Genomic DNA, 19,380 nt, shown 5'->3' on the forward strand with positions numbered 1-19,380 from the left:
AAAATATTTTGAAATACTCTTTTTACATTATTGTAAATTTAATTTCAGGGGGGATTATTTATTTTAAAATGAAGTATACAAAGATTATTCTCAATTTTATTGCAGTAATGATCTTTATTTTAGTTTGTTATGCAGAATATACCCTCATTAAAACTTATACCAATAATTCATATTACAACTTTGTAATTGCTTTTAATACAATAGTTATAGGTTTTATTATTTTTTATCTTCTTTATCTGAACAATATGGATAAAGAGGTAAAGAAAAACGAAATAGAAAATATAGGCAAACACGAAGATTAAAAAATAAAATGGCAATACTTGTTACGGGAGGACTTGGATATATTGGTTCTCACACAGTAGTGGAACTTATCAATAGCGGCTTTGAAGTAGTTATCGTAGATGATTTATCCAATACGGAAAGGTTTATTTTAAAAAATATAGAAGAAATTACAGGTAAAAAGGTGGCTTTTTATCCTTTTGATCTAAAAAGAAGAGAACTTCTTACTCAGGTTTTTGATGCCTATCAGATTGATGGCTGTATCAACTTTGCAGCTTCTAAAGCAGTAGGAGAGAGCCAGATAAAACCTGTGGACTATTATGAGAATAATTTGTTCTCACTAATTAATATTCTTCAGGAATTTAAAGAAAGAGAAATCTCCAACTTTATTTTCAGTTCATCCTGTACAGTATACGGGCAGGCAGATGTAATGCCGATTGATGAAAATACTCCTTTAAAAGTACCTGAAAGTGTGTATGGGAAAACAAAACAAATGGGAGAACAGATCCTGATTGATTTTGCAAATGCCTATCACCGTAAAATTTCGTTATTAAGATATTTTAACCCGATCGGAGCCCATCCTTCTGCAAAACTTGGAGAACTGCCGATAGGAATTCCTAATAACCTGGTACCTTATGTGATGCAGACGGCTTCAGGAGTACGTGAGAAACTGAGTATTTGGGGAGATGATTATGCTACAGAGGACGGGACAGCCGTTCGTGATTATATTTATGTTGTTGACCTGGCGAAAGCACACGTTGCAGCATTAAAAAAACTGATGGAAGACTCTTCATCTGAAGCTGTGATTGATACCTACAACCTGGGAACAGGAAAAGGTTCATCTGTGTTGGAAGTGGTGAAAGCATTTGAAAAGGCCAATAATGTAGAAGTGCCGTATCAGATCTGTGCCAGAAGAGAAGGAGATATTACGATCGCGTATGCCAATGCTGAAAAAGCTGAGAAAGAACTCAACTGGAAGTCTGAAACTTCTCTGGAAGAAGCTTTAAGAACGGTTTGGGAATGGCAGAAGTATTTGAATACAAGGAATGTATAGTATTTCTATGGTTATGAAGATTTACTGACTATAGAAAAGAACAATTTAAAACGAATTATATAAACAAATTACAAAACGTCTTCCCTGAATCTTTTGTTTTTATCTTTTTAAAAAGAACATTTATTTCAGTGAAGTTTTAATTCAAAATTAATATGAAGACACAGAGAATAGGGATTACATTTTCCTCATTTGACTTATTACATGCCGGGCATATCAAAATGCTTGAAGAAGCTAAAACGGTATGTGACTATTTAATCGTTGGACTTCAGATCGACCCTTCCCACGATCGCCCCAACAAAAATAAGCCAAGCCAGACTATCGTTGAAAGGTATATTCAGTTGAAAGCAGTAAATGCTGTGGATGAGATCATTCCTTATTATACAGAAGAAGATCTGCTGGATATTTTAAAGTCATTTGTGATTGATGTAAGAATCATCGGGGATGATTATATGGACAGAGACTTTACAGGTAAGAAATACTGTGAAGAAAAAGGAATTGAGATCTTTTACAACAAAAGAGACCATAGGTTTTCCACCAGTGATCTGAGAAGAAGGATCTATGAAGCTGAAAAAGAAAAAGATTCCAAAGCTGAACCTGTAAAATAACAATAATAAAAAATCCCGAAAAGTAATTTTCGGGATTTTTGTTGTATTACATCGGACCGCCTTGCTGGTCGTCTCCGGCTGCATTGGAATTGATATCTTTTTTCTTTTTAGGCTGATCTACTTTTTCGCCCTGCTTAAATCTGTAGGTTAAAGAAATAGAAAACTGTCTTGGCTGCCACTGCATATAGTTTCTTCTTGTGTAATCCTCATTGAAACTAAGTACTTCTCTGCTTCTCGTATTGAAAATATCCTGAATATTGAAGGAAATGGTTCCGTCTCCTTTCCAGATCGTTTTGGAAGCACCAAGGTTCAGCGCGTACATATCCTGAGTATTCTGGTTGGCAGATTTCTGTGCTCCTCTATAGAATCCCTGTAATTGTACACTTAATGTTTTATCAAGTTTAAAGGTTGTATTAAGACGTGCTCTGGTAGAAAAACCATTTCCTGTAAAATCCATATTTCGGGTTTGCTGCAACTTATTTTTATCAAGAGCATCATAATAAGCAATTCCGGTGGTTTTATAGCCGAACATGTCTAAGCTACCCATTATTTTTAGCCACGCAAAAGGATCATAGGTAAAGTTAAGATCCAAACCATAACGTTCATCATTTCCAAGGTTGATAGGTTTTGTATAGAATACTCCCAGACTTTCATCAGGTCTGTACACTAACATTTTAGTATCATCAGTGGCGTGTCTGTAGTACAGGGTAGGATTAATAGTAAACTTTTTTCTTGTAATATTATACCCTACTTCAAATGAATCTACATATGATGGGTTAAGATCTATGTTTCCTTCAAAAATATTCTGACTGTTGCTGTAATTCGGGAAAGGAACCATGAAGAAAGATCTTGGCCTGTCTATTCTACGGGAATAATTAACCAAAATCTGATTGTTCTTAGATACATCATAGCTTAAGAATATACTCGGAAATAAATTGTTGTAGTTTTTTGTTTTATTTAATTGTGGATCATTAGGATTTTGATTGATGTAATTGATCTTTACATTGGAAAGCTCATCTCTTAAACCAAGCTGATAAGCAAATTTTTCTCCGATTTTACTTTTAAACTGTAAATAGAAAGCATTGAAGATCTCTCTGTAATCCGTATCGTTATTATAGTTCGGGATATAAGGATTATTGGAAGTACTGCTTACAAAATTATTATAAGTATTATCATTCACATCCAATCTGTATCCTGCTTCAAGTTTAGATTTTTCTCCTATTGGTAATTCATAATCAGCTTTACCAATAATCGTTTTACTTACAGAATGTCTTCTGGTAATATCCTGTACATCAGGAAGCAGGTCATTGGTCTCAAGAATATTTGCATTATTATTACTTCTGTTTCTCTGTAAACTTAATGATACGGATAAATTCTGACCATTATCATCAAATTTGTGGTCTAAACCTACATCTCCCTGGAAGGCAAGGTTATTAAATATCGTTTTAGAATCTCTTTGTCCGTAAGGGTTTAATAATTGCCATGTTCCTGCAGTTCCATTTGGATCTGACGGGTCTTTGAAAAATCTGTGAAAACTATCATAAGTCTGCAAAAGTTCATTGCCATCTCCTTCAAATGTTCTGACCAATCCTGTTACATTAATCGATGTTTTGTCAGACAGATCATACACAAAACCCGCACTTACATTATAATTTTTATTATAGGTTTTACTGGTAGAATTTTGCAGCTGATGTACAAGAACATCATTTGGCTGGGTATTAGGAAAAATCTTAGGAAAAGTAATATTGTGATAAGTCGTTTCTGAATTATTTTTAGTTTTGTTTTCCGTATAGCCTCCTCCGCCGTTTACAAACCATGTCCAGTTATTTTTTCTCCAGCTCAGATTGGTATTAAGCGAGGTTCTTGGGAAATATCCTAATGACCCTACAACGCTACCGTTAAATCCTATTTTTTTGTTCTTTTTAAGGATGATATTAAGGATACCGGAAGTTCCGCTTGCTTCAAATTTAGAAGAAGGGTTGGTAATGACTTCAATTCTTTCAATCTGATCAGCCGGGATACTTTGTAAGGCATTGGCACCATCATCTATTCCCAGAAGAGCAGAAGGTTTTCCGTTGATCAGAAATTTTACATTGGTACTTCCCCTCATAGAAACCGTTCCGTCTGTATCTACAGAAACTGAAGGAACGTTGGTCAATACATCCTGAAGACTTCCTCCTTTACTCACGATATCCTGTGAAGGATCATATGTTTTCTTATCAAGTTCTACTTTATAAGGCTTAGCTGCTGAAGCGGTGATTACAACACCCTGGATTTCTTTTGTTTTTCCATCAATGGTTGTAGCCGCTTCTGGCTCTATAGATAATGCCCCGATATTACCCGCTATTGCAATATTTTTGCTGACTACACTCTTTTTGTAATCAATAGCTTCTACGGTGATATCATAATCTCCCGGTATAAGCTCAAGTTTATACTGCCCCTTTTCATCTGTCAGTACAGCATCACTTAATGCCTTGTTTACTTTATTGCTGAATGTTACAGAGGCATAGGGAACCGGTTGGTTTTTTTTGTTGACAATGATTCCTGAAACTCCAGCCTTCTCCTGTGCAAAAGCCATCGCCGCGGCTGAAAGTACTAACGTAAGTCCTAAAGTTTTTCTGGTGAAAATATTGACAATTTCTGTCTTATTCTTCATAGGTTATTTTTTTGTATAAAATCGTAAAAGGATAACCCATAATATTTCGAATATCTATATCAATTTGATTTTCAAAATATTATGATTGTTTATTGTTTTTCTAACTGTATAAATTTTTAGGTGCTTTCTAAACTTATTTTATATTTTTTGAGTTGAGCCAGTCCTGGTAAGCCTTTGCATTTACAGCATGTTCTTCAGCACTTGCCGTAAACTTATGGTATCCAAATCTTGCCGGATCAGCACACATAAATATATAATTGTTGTTTTCTGCATTTAAAACAGCATCAATCGAATTTTTATCCACTACACAGATGGGTCCCGGAGGAATACCTGCGTTTGCATAAGTGTTGTAGGGTGATGGTGTAGACAAATGCTTATATAATACTCTTTTAATAGATTCTTTAAAATTAGTCTGCTTATTAATTGCGTAGATCACCGTAGGGTCAGACTGAAGTTTCATCCCTTTCCTGTAACGGTTTAAATACAATCCGGCAATCGTTTTCATTTCATCCTTTTTTCCTCCTGATTCCTTATAAACAATAGAAGCCAGTGCATAGATCTGATCTCTTGTAAGGCCAGACTGCTGTTCTTTATTTTTTCTTTCACTCGTCCAGAAATCATTGTACTGATTTTCAAACTTTGCAAAAAATTCTCGTGGGCTTACAGTCCAGAAGAAATTATAAGTGTCAATGAAGAAATATTTTTTTAAGTCTTCAACATTTTTATAGCCTTTCTCCTGTGCCACAGCATCCAGATCATTTATAAAATGTAACGAATCAATTTCCGTTTTTTTGGTCACCTTACCAATCATCTGATACATATCTCCAAAATCCCCGATTCTGTAAGAATTTGCCGTTTGGTTACCTGCTTTGATCATATTGACAAGGTTCTTATTTCCTGTTCCGCTCTGGATATGATAACGTCCCGCTTTAAAATTAGAATCAAGACCTTTTTCTTTAGCCACAGCTTCAAAAGATTCCCTGTCTTTAATATAAGGAGCAATAGAATCGAGGATCTGTTTAAAACCTGCTCTATGAGGAATCAGAACATAACCGTCTTTTTCTACGTTATTTCCTAAATATTTATTATAAAATCTCAAACCAAAAAATCCTGCGGCTACAAAAACCAGCAGAATGATAATGAGAATAGCTTTTTTCATTCTTATTAAATGTTGATTAAAAGTTTTTGTTTTTAAAGAAGATCTGTTTTACCTCTAAAAACTTGCTTTGCAGGACCTTCCAGCCAAATATTCTGGAATGTATCTCCGCTTTTTTCAGCATATACCTTAAGGTTTCCGCCTAAAGTTTTAACTTTTACAGAGGTTAGATTGTGTTTTTGAAGAAAAGTTAAAGCAGAAGCAGTAACTCCTGTTCCGCAACTGTAAGTTTCGTCCTCAACGCCTCGTTCATAGGTTCTTACAAAAATTTCATCATCAGAAATTTTTTCTACAAAGTTTACATTGATTCCTTTTTCCTTATAATTTTCTGAATTTCTGATCCCGTTTCCTTCAGTATACACGTTGTAATCGGGAAGATTTTCTACATATTTTACGTAATGTGGAGATCCTGTATTCAGAACAAAGTCATTTCCGTCTTGTGAAATGGTATTCACATTAATCATTTTCAATTTAATGATCCCGTTATGGATTTCAGCTTCATGCTCTCCGTCTGTTGCAATGAATTTGCATTTATCTTCAAAGATGTCAAGGAAAAAAGCAAAAGCTACAAGACATCTTCCTCCGTTTCCGCACATGGTACTTTCTCCTCCGTCAGAATTGTAGTAAACCATTTTGAAATCATAGTTCGGATCGTTTTCCAATAGAATAAGGCCGTCAGCACCTATTCCAAAACGTCTGTCACATAATTTTTCAATACTGTTTTTATCTTTAGTAAACTGCAGATCACGGTTGTCTACCATTACGAAATCATTTCCTGTTCCCTGATATTTATAAAATTCCATATTTTTTTGTCTAAATGAAGAAGCAAAATTAATATATTTAAAATGAAAAACGAACAGTGTTAACTGTTCGTTTCCTTATTTATAATCGTTTTATCTAAAGCCGCCTCCGCCGCTCTGTTGTCTGTTTGAACCACTGCTTTGGCCGCTGGAACTGTTTCTGAATCCACCGCCGGAAGATTCTGATCTGGTGCTGTTTTGGCTGCCGCTGTTTTGGTTTCTGAATCCACTGTTATTTTGGGTACTCTGACTATTCTGGTTACCGCTGCTTTGGTTTCTGAATCCGCTGTTACTGTTGGAATTTCTGAATCCGCTGTTGTTTTGGTTACCCTGATTGTTCTGATTACCATTGTTTTGGTTTCTGAATCCACTGTTACTATTGGAGTTTCTATTATTATTGAATCCTCCGTTATTATTGTATGAACCGTTACTATTCGTTGTACGGGTATTCTGGAATCCGTTTTGAGGTCTCGATGAAGAAGAAGATCTTCTTTCTACATAGACTTTTCTTCTGGAGTTATTATAATTGTCATAGTAATAAGGAATTCCATTATCATAGTAGTAATTAACGTTGTTTCTGTAATAATAGCCGTCATTACCATAATATCCTCCATTTCCGTAATATCCGGAAGGCGCATAGTAATATCCGTTGTTATAATAGGGATCTCCATATCCATAGTTTCCATTGCTTCCGTATCCGTCGGTATATGCTAAACAAGAGGTTAAGCTGGTAATAGCAAAAATACTGACTGCTATTTTGAATAAATTTTTCATGACTTTATTGTACTTTTTTTTCTTTAAAACTTTTTTTCCAATTGAGGTATCCTAAGATAGCCATTATAGTAAATACCAAATATTGAACCGAAGTGATTCCAAATCCCTTAAAAATCATCATAGGGATGCAGATAATATCTCCGATAATCCAGAAAATCCAGCTGTCAATGCGCTGTTTGGCCATCAACCACATTCCTACTAAAAATATTGAAGTGGTGAAAACATCCATCCAATTTGCCAAGTCCAGGTGATACAATCCTAAACTGGTTCCCTCCATAGAAAACTGATTATCAATATAAGGCTTATAATAATAAATAAGAGTAACCAGTGCCAGACTCAGTATGAAAAGCAGGGCAGCATGAGTCCATTCTTTTCGGGTGGCCCAGGTAACTTCTACATGAACATGATCTTCAGAATTTCTGGCCCATAGAACCCAGCCATAAATACTCATAACAGAATAATAGACATTGATTATGCAGTCTCCTAACAGCCCGGCATTGAAAAGAAGATATACGTAGATCAGAGTTGAAATAATGCCGGTAGGGTATACCCATATATTTTTCTTAATGGAAAAAAATACGCTGAGTATTCCGAAAATAGCACCTGATGCTTCCAATGTAATCTGTAAAGAATCATAGCTTTCATAAGGCTTTACAAAAAGATCATATAAATTCATGCAATCAAAAATAAGCAAAAATATGGACTTTTTAAAATGGATTATATAATATGTTGCTCAGGTTTTTAAAAACTTTATGTAAAATAAATGACGAAAGTTTAACGATAAACGTGGGAGTTCCTAAATTTTTTATATTTTCGTAAATCCTTAATAAATAAAAAAACATGTCGAAAATTTGGGTTAAAAAGCCACTAAGTGCCTATGAGGCAGATATGAAGAAAAGTGAGCTGAAGAAAGTCCTTGGAAAATGGAGTTTAACAGCAATTGGAGTGGGTGCTATCATCGGTGGTGGAATCTTTGTTCTTACGGGAACAGGAGCCTATTATCACGCAGGACCAGCACTTGCCATTTCCTTTATCATAGCAGGTATTGCCTGTGTTTTTGCTGCATTGTGCTATGCAGAGTTTGCATCCATTATTCCTGTAGAAGGTTCAGCTTATGCTTATGCCTATGGAACGGTAGGAGAAATTTTTGCATGGGCCATGGGGTGGTGTCTCATCCTCGAATATGCCATGGCGAGTATGGCCGTTTCGGTGAGCTGGTCCGGATATTTTAACAAATTTTTGAAAATCTTTAATATTCATTTACCGGCTTATCTTACATCAGATCCTGCCAGTTATACAGGAGATGGTTTTTCAATGAACCTGCCGGCATTTATTCTTGTTCTTTTAATTACTGCATTATTGGTAAAAGGAACTAAAGAAGCAGCAGGGGCTAATAACCTGATTGTTTTGATGAAAACTTCTGCCGTTATTTTTGTAATTATTGCAGGAGTATATATTATTTTTTCTAATACTGATCTTTACAACGCTGTAGATGGTGTAAAAAACTGGAAACCTTTTATTCCGGATCAGGTACAGATCAGAAATTCTGAAGGGGATATGGTCTCTGCCTATGGTATTAAAGGAATTATTTCCGGTGCAGCAGCTATTTTCTTTGCTTATATTGGTTTTGATGCTGTTTCTACACAGGCAGGAGAAGCTATTAATCCTAAAAAAGATGTGCCTTTTGCAATTATTGCATCACTATTGGTGTGTACAGCGCTTTATATTTGTGTATCGCTTGTATTAACAGGGATGATGCATTATACAGACTTTAACCCTGAAGGTAAATATCCTGATGCAATCAAAGCGCCTGTAGCGTATGCATTTGAAATTGCAGGAAAGCACTGGGCAAGTAATGTAGTAACCATCGCCGCAACAGTAGGATTGATCTCTGTAGTAATGGTAATGATGATGGGGCAGTCAAGAATCTTCATCGGTATGGCAAAAGACGGATTGATTCCTAAATTTTTCGGAGAACTTCACCCAAAAACAAAAACACCTTACAAAGGAATTATTTTGTTGGGAATTGTAGTGGCTTTGATCGCAGCATTTACTCCAATTTCAACATTGGCAGATATGACAAGTTTTGGAACCCTGTTTGCATTTACATTGGTTTGTATTGCCGTTTGGGTAATGAGAAAAAAAGAACCTAATTTGATAAGACCTTTCAAAGTTCCGGCTTACAAAATAGTGGTGGCATTGGGAGTGTTTATCAATATCTATTTGATATTTAACTTAAGTGCTCATGCATTGGAACTTTCTGCTGTATGGTTGTTCTTAGGAGGTTTGGTGTATTTCCTTTACGGAAAATCAAACAGTAAACTTAATAATCCTGAAAAATATCAGAACCAAGATTAATAATAATATAAACCGCTTCGGCGGTTTTTTTTGTCCCAATACTATTATATGAAAAAGTTTTTTTCCATTTTATTCCTATCCGCAGGACTTACAGCATTTTCCCAGCAAGTGGAAAGTTTTGAAACCATTCTTAATGATAAAATCAGCATCAGAGCGCTGGAATTATATGATAATAAGGTCTGGTATAGCGGTACAGATTCCAAATTCGGGTTTGTAGATCTGAAAGATTATAAAAATCAGAAGCAGATAAAACTGTCTGAGGAAAAGCTTCAGTTCAGAACGCTGGCACAGGATAAAACCTCTTTTTATGCCATCAACATTGAAAGCCCTGCTTACTTCTTTAAAATTGATAAAAAAGATCTGAAATCACAGATTGTCTTTAAAGATACTGCTAAAACCGCTTTCTATGATGCTTTACATTTTGTAAAGGATGGATATGGTATAACGTTCAGTGATCCTGATAAAAATCTTTTGATGAAGCTGGCATTATTATTCCCTCACAAGAAAATGTACGATGTGTGGAATCCTCCAATGGGTAATCACGAGGCAGTAAGACTTAAGGAAGGGGAAGCCGCATTTGCTGCCAGCAATACAAATATTGCTTCCTACAAGGATATTCTCTGGATTGCAACGGGCGGGAAAGCTTCCAGGATCTTTAAGCAGAAGGGATTGGACTGGAAGATTATAGAAACACCTTTCATTCAGGGAGAATCTTCACAAGGAATGTATTCTATCGATTTTTTTGAAGACCGTTTCGGGATTGCAGCAGGAGGGGATTATACCAAGCAGGATGCCAATATGAACAATATTGCAACCACTATTGATGCTGGTGAAACCTGGCAGATTCAGGCTTCAGGACAGAATGCGGGATATACAACCTGTGTGAAGATTAAGCCCGGATCAAAAGGAAAAGAAATCATTGCAGTTGGAGACAAGCATGTCAGTTATTCTTCAGATTTTGGAAAGACATGGAAGAAAATTTCTGATGAGAAAGGCTTTTTCGTCTGCCAATGGATTGATGGGAACAATGTAGTTTTTGCCGGAAATAATAAAATCGCGGTAATGAAATTAAAATTTTAAATATCAGGAATAGAATTTATCACTATTTGCCAAAAGCGTGGCCATACGTATTTAGACTCATTATAAAATAGAACCTAATATAATTCATAGGTTAAAATTCATAACTAATGGTTAATTTTGTAAGATGAAATTTTAATAGTGTTAAATTTCATACTCTTATAAAATTTTAAATTTCAAAATGAACTCTTTAATAGATAAGTATAATATTCCCGGACCGCGTTACACTTCTTATCCTACCGTTCCGTATTGGGATGAATCTACATTTTCACCGGAAAAATGGAAGGAAACTGTAATCAGGTCTTTTCATGAGAGTAATGCAGAGGAGGGGATTTCTATTTATATCCATTTGCCTTTCTGTGAGGCTTTGTGTACGTTCTGTGCATGTCATAAACGTATTACCAAACAACACAGTGTTGAAGTGCCTTATCTGGAAAGTGTTTTGAAAGAGTGGAAACTTTATCTTGACCTTTTCAACGAAAGACCTAAACTGAAAGAATTACACTTAGGAGGTGGAACTCCTACATTTTTCTCTCCTGAGAACTTAAAAACATTATTGGAGGGAATTTTTTCAACTGTAGACATTGCGGAACATCCGGAATTTTCTTTTGAAGGGCATCCTAACAATACAACGAAAGAACATCTTCAGACTTTATACGACCTCGGTTTCAGAAGAGTAAGCTTTGGCGTTCAGGATTATGATCCTAAAGTTCAGAAAGCAATCAATAGAATTCAACCCTTTGAAAACGTAAAAAATGTTACAGAATGGGCAAAGGAAATTGGTTACAGAGGAATCAGTCATGATCTTGTATTCGGACTGCCACATCAGAATTGGGAGGCGATGGAACACACGATCAGAAAAACAATGGAGCTGAAGCCGGACAGACTTGCCTTCTACTCTTATGCACACGTTCCATGGGTGAAAGGAGTTGGGCAGAGAGGTTTTGATGAAAATGACCTTCCAAGCGGAGAAGAAAAACGCCGTTTGTACGAAGATGGTAAAAGATTGCTTCAGGATTTAGGATATATTGAAGTAGGGATGGATCACTTCTCTCTTGAACATGATGATCTGTATCAGTCTTTGATTCATAAAAAACTTCACAGAAACTTCATGGGGTATACTTCAAGCAAAACCCAGCTGATGGTAGGACTTGGTATGTCTGCCATTTCAGATTCATGGTATGCTTTTGCCCAGAATGTAAAAACGGTTGAGGAATATCAGAAAATGGTTGAAGGAGGTGAGATCCCTGTTGTAAAAGGACACGTTCTGAGTGAAGAAGATCTGACTGTAAGAAGACATATTCTGAATCTGATGTGCCAGCTTGAAACAACTTTTGATATCAACAATTCTTTCCCGGAGCTTGAAAACGCTTTGGAAATGTTGAAAGAAATGGAAAATGACGGACTGGTTGAGATTAATGGGACAGAAGTTAAAATTACAGAAGCCGGAAGAGCATTCACAAGAAATGTAGCCATGGTTTTTGACCTGAGAATGATGAGAAATAAGCCTGAAACAAGGATTTTCTCAATGACAATATAAATAAAAGCGGTTCAGATCTGAACCGCTTTTTTTATTAGCCAGGTAGTTTATTGCTATGTTCGCAAAGCTACTGTGTTTAGCAAGATTTTTTTGCTTAGTGAAACGCCTTTGCGCCCTTTTCATAGAATTGTAAAAATCTTAGCGTTTCGCTTGCGTTAACAACAAACTATAATTATTTAATAATCAATTTCTGACTGTAAGACTTCTGTTCTCCGGATTTTAGATTAATATAGTATACTCCGGCTGGTATATGTGAAATATCAATGCTTTTGCCCTGACTGATCTGATCTGTTTCCAATACTTTTCTTCCTTCTGCACTGATAATTTCCAGGGTTGCTTTTTTATCTGTAATGCCATCAATGAAAATTTCTTTTGAAGCAGGATTAGGATAAATTTTTACGGTTCCTAAAGTACTTTCCTGAGTTCCTAAAGTCCCTGTGGATATTTTAAAAATTTTTCCACTGTTCACTGCAGCTACGTACAGTCCTTTCTGATAATCCTCTCCGAAAGTAGAAAAATTATTTCCGGAATAAGGACCCGTCCAAGTGATGGCATTATTGCTATCCAGAATTCCGATCTGGGTAGAGCAGTAGTCTGCAAAAAAATATTTCCCCTGAAGTGACGGATATTGAGTTCCTCTGTAAACATAGCCACCCGTGATAGAACATTTTCCGCCTGAATGATCATATACTGCAATAGGAAAGGTCATGGTAGACTGTGCAGCACATCCTGCTGTATTATAGGCATTATTTCCTTCATAGCAGCGCCAGCCATAGTTCAAACCGGCTTGTGTTATAGGCATTTTATTGATTTCTTCTATGGCGCCCTGGCCTACATCTGCAATCATCGCATTTCCGGTGGTTAGATCAAAGGAAAATTTCCATGCATTTCTGAGACCATAGGCCCATATTTCATCGGCACCAGCTACTCCGGCTCCGGCAAAAGGATTATCAGGAGGAATGTTGTAAGGACCAGTAGCATCCACATCTATTCTCAACATTTTTCCAAGCAGAACATTTTTGTTTTGAGCATTATTGTTGGGGTCGCCACCACTTCCTCCGTCTCCGGTGATGATCCAGAGTTTTCCGTCAGGAGCAAAATGAATACTTCCTCCATTGTGATTGTCGAATGGTTTGGGAATGTTGAGCAGGATTTTTTCAGAAGCAGGATCAGCCACGTTAGGATCAGTTGAACTGACACTGTATCTTGCAACAATGATATTGCCTGCCGGGTTATTATAATACACAAAAAAATACCCGTTGGTAGGATATTGTGGGTGAAAAGCAAGTCCCAGAAGACCTCTTTCACCGCTAAAAATAATTTTTGAACCGATGTTCAGAAAATTAGTGGGATTAATTGTCCCGTTAGGTTGAATAATTTTAATAATTCCGTTCTGTTGAACAACAAAAAGCCGGCTGTCATTGGCGTTTGTAATCTCTACCGGGCTGGTAAGTCCCGTGGCAAATTCTTCCAAATTAATGCTTTGAGAATTAGCAATTAAGGAAGAAAAAATACTAATGGCAAAAAGTAGTTTTTTCATAATATTGTGAGAGTTAGTGTGTTGAGAAAGTGAATGAAAATTTTATACCAATCGAATTTTGAAGACTTCATTATGATACTAAGAAAAAATTGTTAAATCTTAAATAGAACTCAGAATACCAATATATCTGAAAATAAACCATTTCTGTTGTTAAAAATTCATAAAATACAAGAAAATCATTATATTTGCCGACTTAATTTAACGTAGTTATAACAAAATGCAAGGAAAAGGACTTATTACAATTGTCGCTATTGTACTAGGGTTGATTTGCTTAAACGAGCTATTACCAACATGGTACGCCAGCAAAATTGAAAAGCAGGCAACTGCTATTGCAGGAGACAATCCGGAGAAGTATCAGAAAGAAATTGCTAGACTTTCTAAGGATACTTTGAATCTAGGATTCACAAAACTTTATTACACTAAAGCCAAAGACAAGGAAATGAAACTTGGTCTTGACTTGAAAGGAGGGATCAACGTTCTTTTGGAAATCAACCAAAGAGATCTTGTGAATGATTTAACAAATTATTCTACAAATCCTGTTCTTATTGAGGCTTTAAACAAAACTGATGAAGCACAGAAGAATTCTACAAAAGCTTACATTGATAATTTCTTCGAACAATTCGATGTAGTGAACAAAGCTAAAGGTACAAACCTTAAGTTGGCAGATCCGGAAATTTTCGGAAATACTACACTTACCGAGGTGAAGTACAATACTCCTGATGAGCAGGTAAAAAGCATTGTTAAAAGAAAAATTGATGCATCTGTAGGAACAGCTTTTGAGGTAATCAGAACGAGAATTGATAAAATGGGTGCTGTGCAGCCAAACGTTCAGAGAGTACCTGGAACAGCTAGAATTTCTGTGGAAATGCCTGGTATGAAGGACATCGATAAAGTGAAGAAAATGCTTCAAACTTCTGCAAAACTTCAGTTCTGGGAAGTACAGCAGGTTCCTGAGATTGCGCCTTATTTCCAAACTTTGACAACTATGGTTGCTACAAAAGGAGATTCTATGGGAGTAGCAAAGAATGTGAACTTCATGAGCCTTTTACAGCTTGACAAATTAAGAACGAATGGTGTTGCTAACGTAAAATTATCCGATACAGCTGTTGTAAATAAAATTTTAAACAGTAAGGTTGGTCAGTCTTTACGTCCGTCTAACATTAAATATACACAGTTCATGTGGGGTTACAAGCCTGAAGCTACAGATGCTGAAAGCTTAGTCCTGTATGCAATCAGAGGTAACATCAACCAAAAAGCTCCGGTAGACGGTGCGGTAGAAACTGCAAACATCAGCTATGATGAGCTGAGCAGAGTAGTGGTAGATATGCAGATGGATTCCAAAGGAGCAAAAGACTGGAAAACATTAACTGAGAAAAACGTTGGTAAACCGGTTGCTGTAACGCTTGACGGTAGAGTATATACTGCACCAAACGTTGTAAATGCAATCCCGAACGGTAGAACCCAGATCTCTGGTAACTTCTCTCAGGAAGAAGCTAAAGAATTGGTTGACGTTTTAGGAGCAGGTAAATTACCGGCAGGTGCAAAAGTAGTTCAGGCTACAGTTGTAGGGCCTTCATTAGGACAGGAATCTATTGATGCTGGTGTGATGTCATTCGGTATCGCATTCTTATTAATTATTGCTTATATCATTTTCTACTATGGTGGAGCTGGTGTTTATGCAGTAATTGCAATGATCATCAACCTATTCTACATTTTCGGAATTATGGATTCCGTAGATGCTACACTTACGCTTCCTGGTATCGCAGGTATTGTACTTACAATGGCCATGGCGGTAGATACGAACGTAATTATCTATGAAAGAACTAAAGAAGAACTTTTCGCAGGAAAAAGTATTCTTGAAGCATACAAAGACGGTTTCAAACATGCATTAAATGCAATTGTTGATGGTCACTTAACGACATTATTGACGGCAGGTGTACTATTCCTTTTCGGAACAGGGCCTATCAAAGGTTTTGCATTAACATTAGGAATCGGTATCTTGATGACATTCTTTACTTCGGTATTGATCTCAAGAGTAATGATCTTCTCTAGACTGAATAAAGGAAAACACCTTTCTGTTTGGACAGGTGCTACAAAAAATCTTTTCAGAAATACCTGGATCGATTTTATTGGAAAAAGAAAATATGCTTACATCATTTCTGGTGTTTTAACTATTGTTTGTATCGCATCTATTGCAATCCACGGATTCAAATATGGTATCGACTTTACAGGAGGTAGAAATTATGTGGTAAGATTTGATAAGGCAGTAAATGCTGAAGATGTTGAAGCTAGCTTAGTAAAAATGTTCCAGACTGAGGATGGTAAAAACTCTTCAGTAGAAGCTAAAACTTTCGGTAATGACAAGCAGTTGAAAATCTCTACAGATTACCTTATCGAAGACGAATCTTTGAAAGCTGACCAGACTGTTGAGCAGAAATTGTATGACGGATTAAAATCCAGCTTACCTGCAAATATGACCTTAAAAGATTTCAAATCTGCAGATAAAGATCACTCAGGAATTATTTCTTCTGAGAAAGTAGGACCTACTGTAGCAGACGATATCAAGACACACGGTATTCTTGCTGTAGTTGCAGCATTAGCAGGTATTTTTATCTATATCTTGGTAAGATTTAGAAAATGGCAGTTCTCCCTTGGTGCTGTTGCCGCGTTATTCCACGATGCTGTTATCATTTTGGGGGCTTATTCATTACTTCATAAGTTTATGCCGTTCAACATGGAGATCAATCAGGATTTCGTTGCTGCGATTCTTACTGTATTAGGGTACTCAATCAATGATACGGTAATTATCTTCGACAGAATTAGAGAATACCTGAGAGAGAAAAAATCTTTAACATTAGCGGGTCTGTTTGATGACTCTATCTCAAGTACATTGGGTAGAACATTCAACACCTCATTTACTACAATTCTGGTTATCCTTGCGATCTTTATTTTCGGTGGTGATAACTTGAGAGGATTCATGTTTGCGATGTTAATTGGTATTGGATTCGGTACGTATTCATCTATCTTTATTGCGTCTGCAATTGCTTATGACTTCCTTAAAACAGGAAAAGAAGAAGAGGTACATGGAAAAACCACTTCTACAAAAGAAGAACTTGCTTCAAAGTAATACAAACTACAATAAATTAATAAAGACCGTTTCGAAAGAGACGGTCTTTTTTTTGCTAAATATCTGCTTTTTTTTTATTCCTTATAAATGCTAAAAAGCAAATTGAGTGTATTATTAATGTTATACTTCTTTAATACAATGAAATTTAGAACCATTATTTTTAAGATTTGATTAATTTTGCACCATCATGGAAAATTCAAGGAAAAAAGCGGCTATAGGCTTTATATTTATTACTTTACTGATAGATATTACAGGATGGGGAATCATCATTCCTGTTGTTCCCAAATTAATTGAGGAACTTATTCATGCAGATATTAGTGAAGCCGCAAAATATGGTGGCTGGCTTGGATTTGCCTATGCCTTTACCCAATTTATATTTTCTCCTCTTGTTGGAAACCTGAGTGATAAATATGGGCGTAGACCTGTGATCCTGATTTCTCTTTTCGGATTTGCTGTGGACTATATTTTCCTTGCACTGGCTCCCACAATCTGGTGGCTGTTTCTGGGAAGAATTATTGCCGGAATAACGGGCGCAAGTGTCACCACTGCCAGTGCCTATATTGCAGATATTTCGACGGATGAAGACAGAGCCAAGAATTTTGGACTGATAGGAGCTGCTTTTGGGCTCGGATTTATTATAGGTCCGGTTCTGGGCGGTGTACTTGGTCATTATGGTGCCAGAGTCCCTTTCTATGCTGCTGCGGGTTTATGTCTGCTTAACTTCTTGTATGGATATTTCATCCTTCCTGAAAGTTTGGATAAAGATAAAAGAAGAGAGTTTGACTGGAAACGTGCAAACCCTATAGGTTCATTTAAGTTTTTAGGTAAACACCCTGAAATTTCCGGACTTATTCTTTCCTTAATATTGATTTATATTGCAGGTCATGCCGTACAGAGCAACTGGAGTTTCTTTACAATGTATAAATTCAGCTGGACAGAAAGAATGGTAGGGATTTCATTGGGAGTAGTAGGTTTATTGGTTGGTCTCGTACAAGGTGGACTGATCAGATGGACTACTCCAAGGCTTGGAGAGCAGAAAAGTATTTACTACGGATTGGCTTTCTATGCCGTAGGAATGCTGCTGTTTGCTTTTGCCTCTGAAGGATGGATGATGTTTGTATTTTTGGTTCCTTATTGTTTAGGAGGAATCTGTGGACCGGCTTTACAGTCTGTCATCACAAAAAGTGTTCCTTCCAATGAGCAGGGTGAACTTCAGGGAGCGTTAACGAGTTTAATGAGTGCAACTTCAATTATCGGGCCTCCGATGATGACAAACCTGTTTTACTTTTTTACCCATGATGAAGCGCCATTCAAGTTTTCCGGTGCGCCTTTCTTTTTAGCATTTATTTTAATGGCGATCAGCGTTGTGATCACCTATTCTGCATTTCAGAAAAAAGGAAAAGAAAAAATAGAAAAGGATTTTCAGAAACAATAGATTTGTTCTATTCCGAACATATAGGTGGCTCTGGGTTCAATCTATTCGATAATTTTACAGAAGTAGTCTTTCTACTTTTTTAAACACAAAATAAATTATGAATACATTAGACCTGGAAAAATATTTCGAACGGATTCATTTCTCCGGAACGCCGGAAATGACTATGGAGGTATTGAAAACAATACACCGGCTTCATCCTAAACATATTCCTTTTGAGAATATTGACTCTTACACAGGAACAGTGCCTTCTCTGGATCTGGCGGATATTTTTAAAAAACTGGTTACAGAATCGAGAGGCGGATATTGCTATGAACAAAATCTGCTTTTAAGCGAAGTTTTAAAACATTTAGGATTCAATGTAAAATTACAGCTTGGAAGAGTAGTGTGGGGGAGACAAGAAGACAGCGTTGCGGCACAGACTCATTTATTACTGATCGTGGATTTTGGAGGTGAAAAGTATGTTGTAGACTGTGGATTTGGGACAGCTACACTTACAGCACCTATTCTTTTAAATGAAGAAGAACCACAGCAAACACCCAACGGAATATTTAAAGTTTCCTATAAAGAAGAAACCTATACCCTCTGGATGCTGAAAGAACAATGGTTCCCGGTGTACCGCTTCATACCTGAACATGTAGAGCCCATTGATCTTACTATCTCTAATTGGTATTTGTCTACTCATCCGGATTCTCATTTTAAGAACAAACTAATCCTTTCAAAAGTAGATGAGAATGTCCGTTATACCTATACAGACCATGTCCTGAATATCCGGTCTGATCATGGTGAGAAAGAATCCATATCTATAGAAAATGATATGCAGTTGTATGAAATACTGATGAATACTTTCGGACTGAAAGAAAATGCAGTAGAAGTATTGAAATCAAAAATTGAAAACGAATCCCTTCAAAAGTCTTAATATAAAATACAAACGGGAAGCTTGCTGAGCTTCCCGTTTTTTGAAATCTGATTTTTATGAAAA

General features: G+C 36.4%; 15 protein-coding genes. 9 read left to right on the forward strand and 6 right to left on the reverse strand.

Annotated elements, in window-relative coordinates; genetic code table 11:
* Positions 1-68: 68 nt before the first annotated feature.
* The 3 genes from ACTJIP_RS08110 (at position 69) to ACTJIP_RS08120 (ending at position 1,938) form a co-directional block, all read left to right on the forward strand.
* Positions 69-302, forward strand: coding sequence for a hypothetical protein (locus tag ACTJIP_RS08110; protein WP_172625727.1), 234 nt, complete (start codon positions 69-71; stop codon positions 300-302).
* Between the two features lie 8 nt (positions 303-310).
* Complete coding sequence (gene galE, locus ACTJIP_RS08115; RefSeq protein WP_219072457.1) at positions 311-1,333, forward strand: UDP-glucose 4-epimerase GalE; 1,023 nt, start codon at positions 311-313, stop codon at positions 1,331-1,333.
* A 152-nt stretch (positions 1,334-1,485) separates the two neighbouring features.
* The gene (locus ACTJIP_RS08120) at positions 1,486-1,938 is read left to right on the forward strand and encodes an adenylyltransferase/cytidyltransferase family protein (RefSeq protein WP_077414948.1); all 453 of its coding nucleotides are present in this window, start codon (positions 1,486-1,488) and stop codon (positions 1,936-1,938) included.
* A gap of 46 nt (positions 1,939-1,984) precedes the next feature.
* Here the strand turns inward: ACTJIP_RS08120 and ACTJIP_RS08125 are convergent, their stop codons facing one another.
* From ACTJIP_RS08125 to pnuC, 5 genes are all read right to left on the reverse strand, one after another.
* Positions 1,985-4,594: a TonB-dependent receptor domain-containing protein gene (locus ACTJIP_RS08125; protein ID WP_077414946.1), complete on the reverse strand. Its 2,610-nt coding sequence runs from the start codon at positions 4,592-4,594 to the stop codon at positions 1,985-1,987.
* A 133-nt stretch (positions 4,595-4,727) separates the two neighbouring features.
* On the reverse strand, positions 4,728-5,753 hold the full coding sequence (gene mltG / locus ACTJIP_RS08130; RefSeq protein ID WP_077414944.1) for an endolytic transglycosylase MltG: 1,026 nt from the start codon (positions 5,751-5,753) through the stop codon (positions 4,728-4,730).
* Between the two features lie 32 nt (positions 5,754-5,785).
* Positions 5,786-6,553, reverse strand: coding sequence for a diaminopimelate epimerase (dapF, locus tag ACTJIP_RS08135; RefSeq protein WP_077414942.1), 768 nt, complete (start codon positions 6,551-6,553; stop codon positions 5,786-5,788).
* Between the two features lie 90 nt (positions 6,554-6,643).
* The gene (locus ACTJIP_RS08140; protein ID WP_047383550.1) at positions 6,644-7,324 is read right to left on the reverse strand and encodes a hypothetical protein; all 681 of its coding nucleotides are present in this window, start codon (positions 7,322-7,324) and stop codon (positions 6,644-6,646) included.
* 4 nt (positions 7,325-7,328) lie between these two features.
* The gene (gene pnuC, locus ACTJIP_RS08145; protein WP_440704340.1) at positions 7,329-8,000 is read right to left on the reverse strand and encodes a nicotinamide riboside transporter PnuC; all 672 of its coding nucleotides are present in this window, start codon (positions 7,998-8,000) and stop codon (positions 7,329-7,331) included.
* A gap of 164 nt (positions 8,001-8,164) precedes the next feature.
* Here pnuC and ACTJIP_RS08150 point away from each other — a divergent pair, with 164 nt between their 5' ends.
* From ACTJIP_RS08150 to hemN, 3 genes are all read left to right on the forward strand, one after another.
* Complete coding sequence (locus ACTJIP_RS08150; RefSeq protein ID WP_077414938.1) at positions 8,165-9,682, forward strand: amino acid permease; 1,518 nt, start codon at positions 8,165-8,167, stop codon at positions 9,680-9,682.
* Between the two features lie 48 nt (positions 9,683-9,730).
* Positions 9,731-10,762, forward strand: coding sequence for a WD40/YVTN/BNR-like repeat-containing protein (locus ACTJIP_RS08155; RefSeq protein ID WP_440704341.1), 1,032 nt, complete (start codon positions 9,731-9,733; stop codon positions 10,760-10,762).
* 178 nt (positions 10,763-10,940) lie between these two features.
* Positions 10,941-12,299, forward strand: coding sequence for an oxygen-independent coproporphyrinogen III oxidase (gene hemN, locus ACTJIP_RS08160; protein WP_428168354.1), 1,359 nt, complete (start codon positions 10,941-10,943; stop codon positions 12,297-12,299).
* Between the two features lie 172 nt (positions 12,300-12,471).
* Here hemN and ACTJIP_RS08165 read toward each other — a convergent pair whose 3' ends face one another.
* On the reverse strand, positions 12,472-13,839 hold the full coding sequence (locus ACTJIP_RS08165; RefSeq protein WP_077414932.1) for a PQQ-dependent sugar dehydrogenase: 1,368 nt from the start codon (positions 13,837-13,839) through the stop codon (positions 12,472-12,474).
* Positions 13,840-14,056: 217 nt separating this feature from the next.
* Between ACTJIP_RS08165 and ACTJIP_RS08170 the strand changes: the two genes are divergently transcribed.
* From ACTJIP_RS08170 to ACTJIP_RS08180, 3 genes are all read left to right on the forward strand, one after another.
* Positions 14,057-16,966, forward strand: a complete 2,910-nt coding sequence (locus ACTJIP_RS08170) for a protein translocase subunit SecDF (protein ID WP_047383562.1) — start codon at positions 14,057-14,059, stop codon at positions 16,964-16,966.
* A gap of 187 nt (positions 16,967-17,153) precedes the next feature.
* Positions 17,154-18,401: a TCR/Tet family MFS transporter gene (locus tag ACTJIP_RS08175; protein ID WP_077414930.1), complete on the forward strand. Its 1,248-nt coding sequence runs from the start codon at positions 17,154-17,156 to the stop codon at positions 18,399-18,401.
* 97 nt (positions 18,402-18,498) lie between these two features.
* A complete protein-coding gene (locus ACTJIP_RS08180; protein ID WP_077414928.1) occupies positions 18,499-19,317 on the forward strand; it encodes an arylamine N-acetyltransferase family protein in 819 nt (272 codons plus the stop codon).
* Positions 19,318-19,380: the final 63 nt, after the last annotated feature.

This window comes from Chryseobacterium sp. 22543 (assembly GCF_052044565.1).
GTDB lineage: Bacteria > Bacteroidota > Bacteroidia > Flavobacteriales > Weeksellaceae > Chryseobacterium.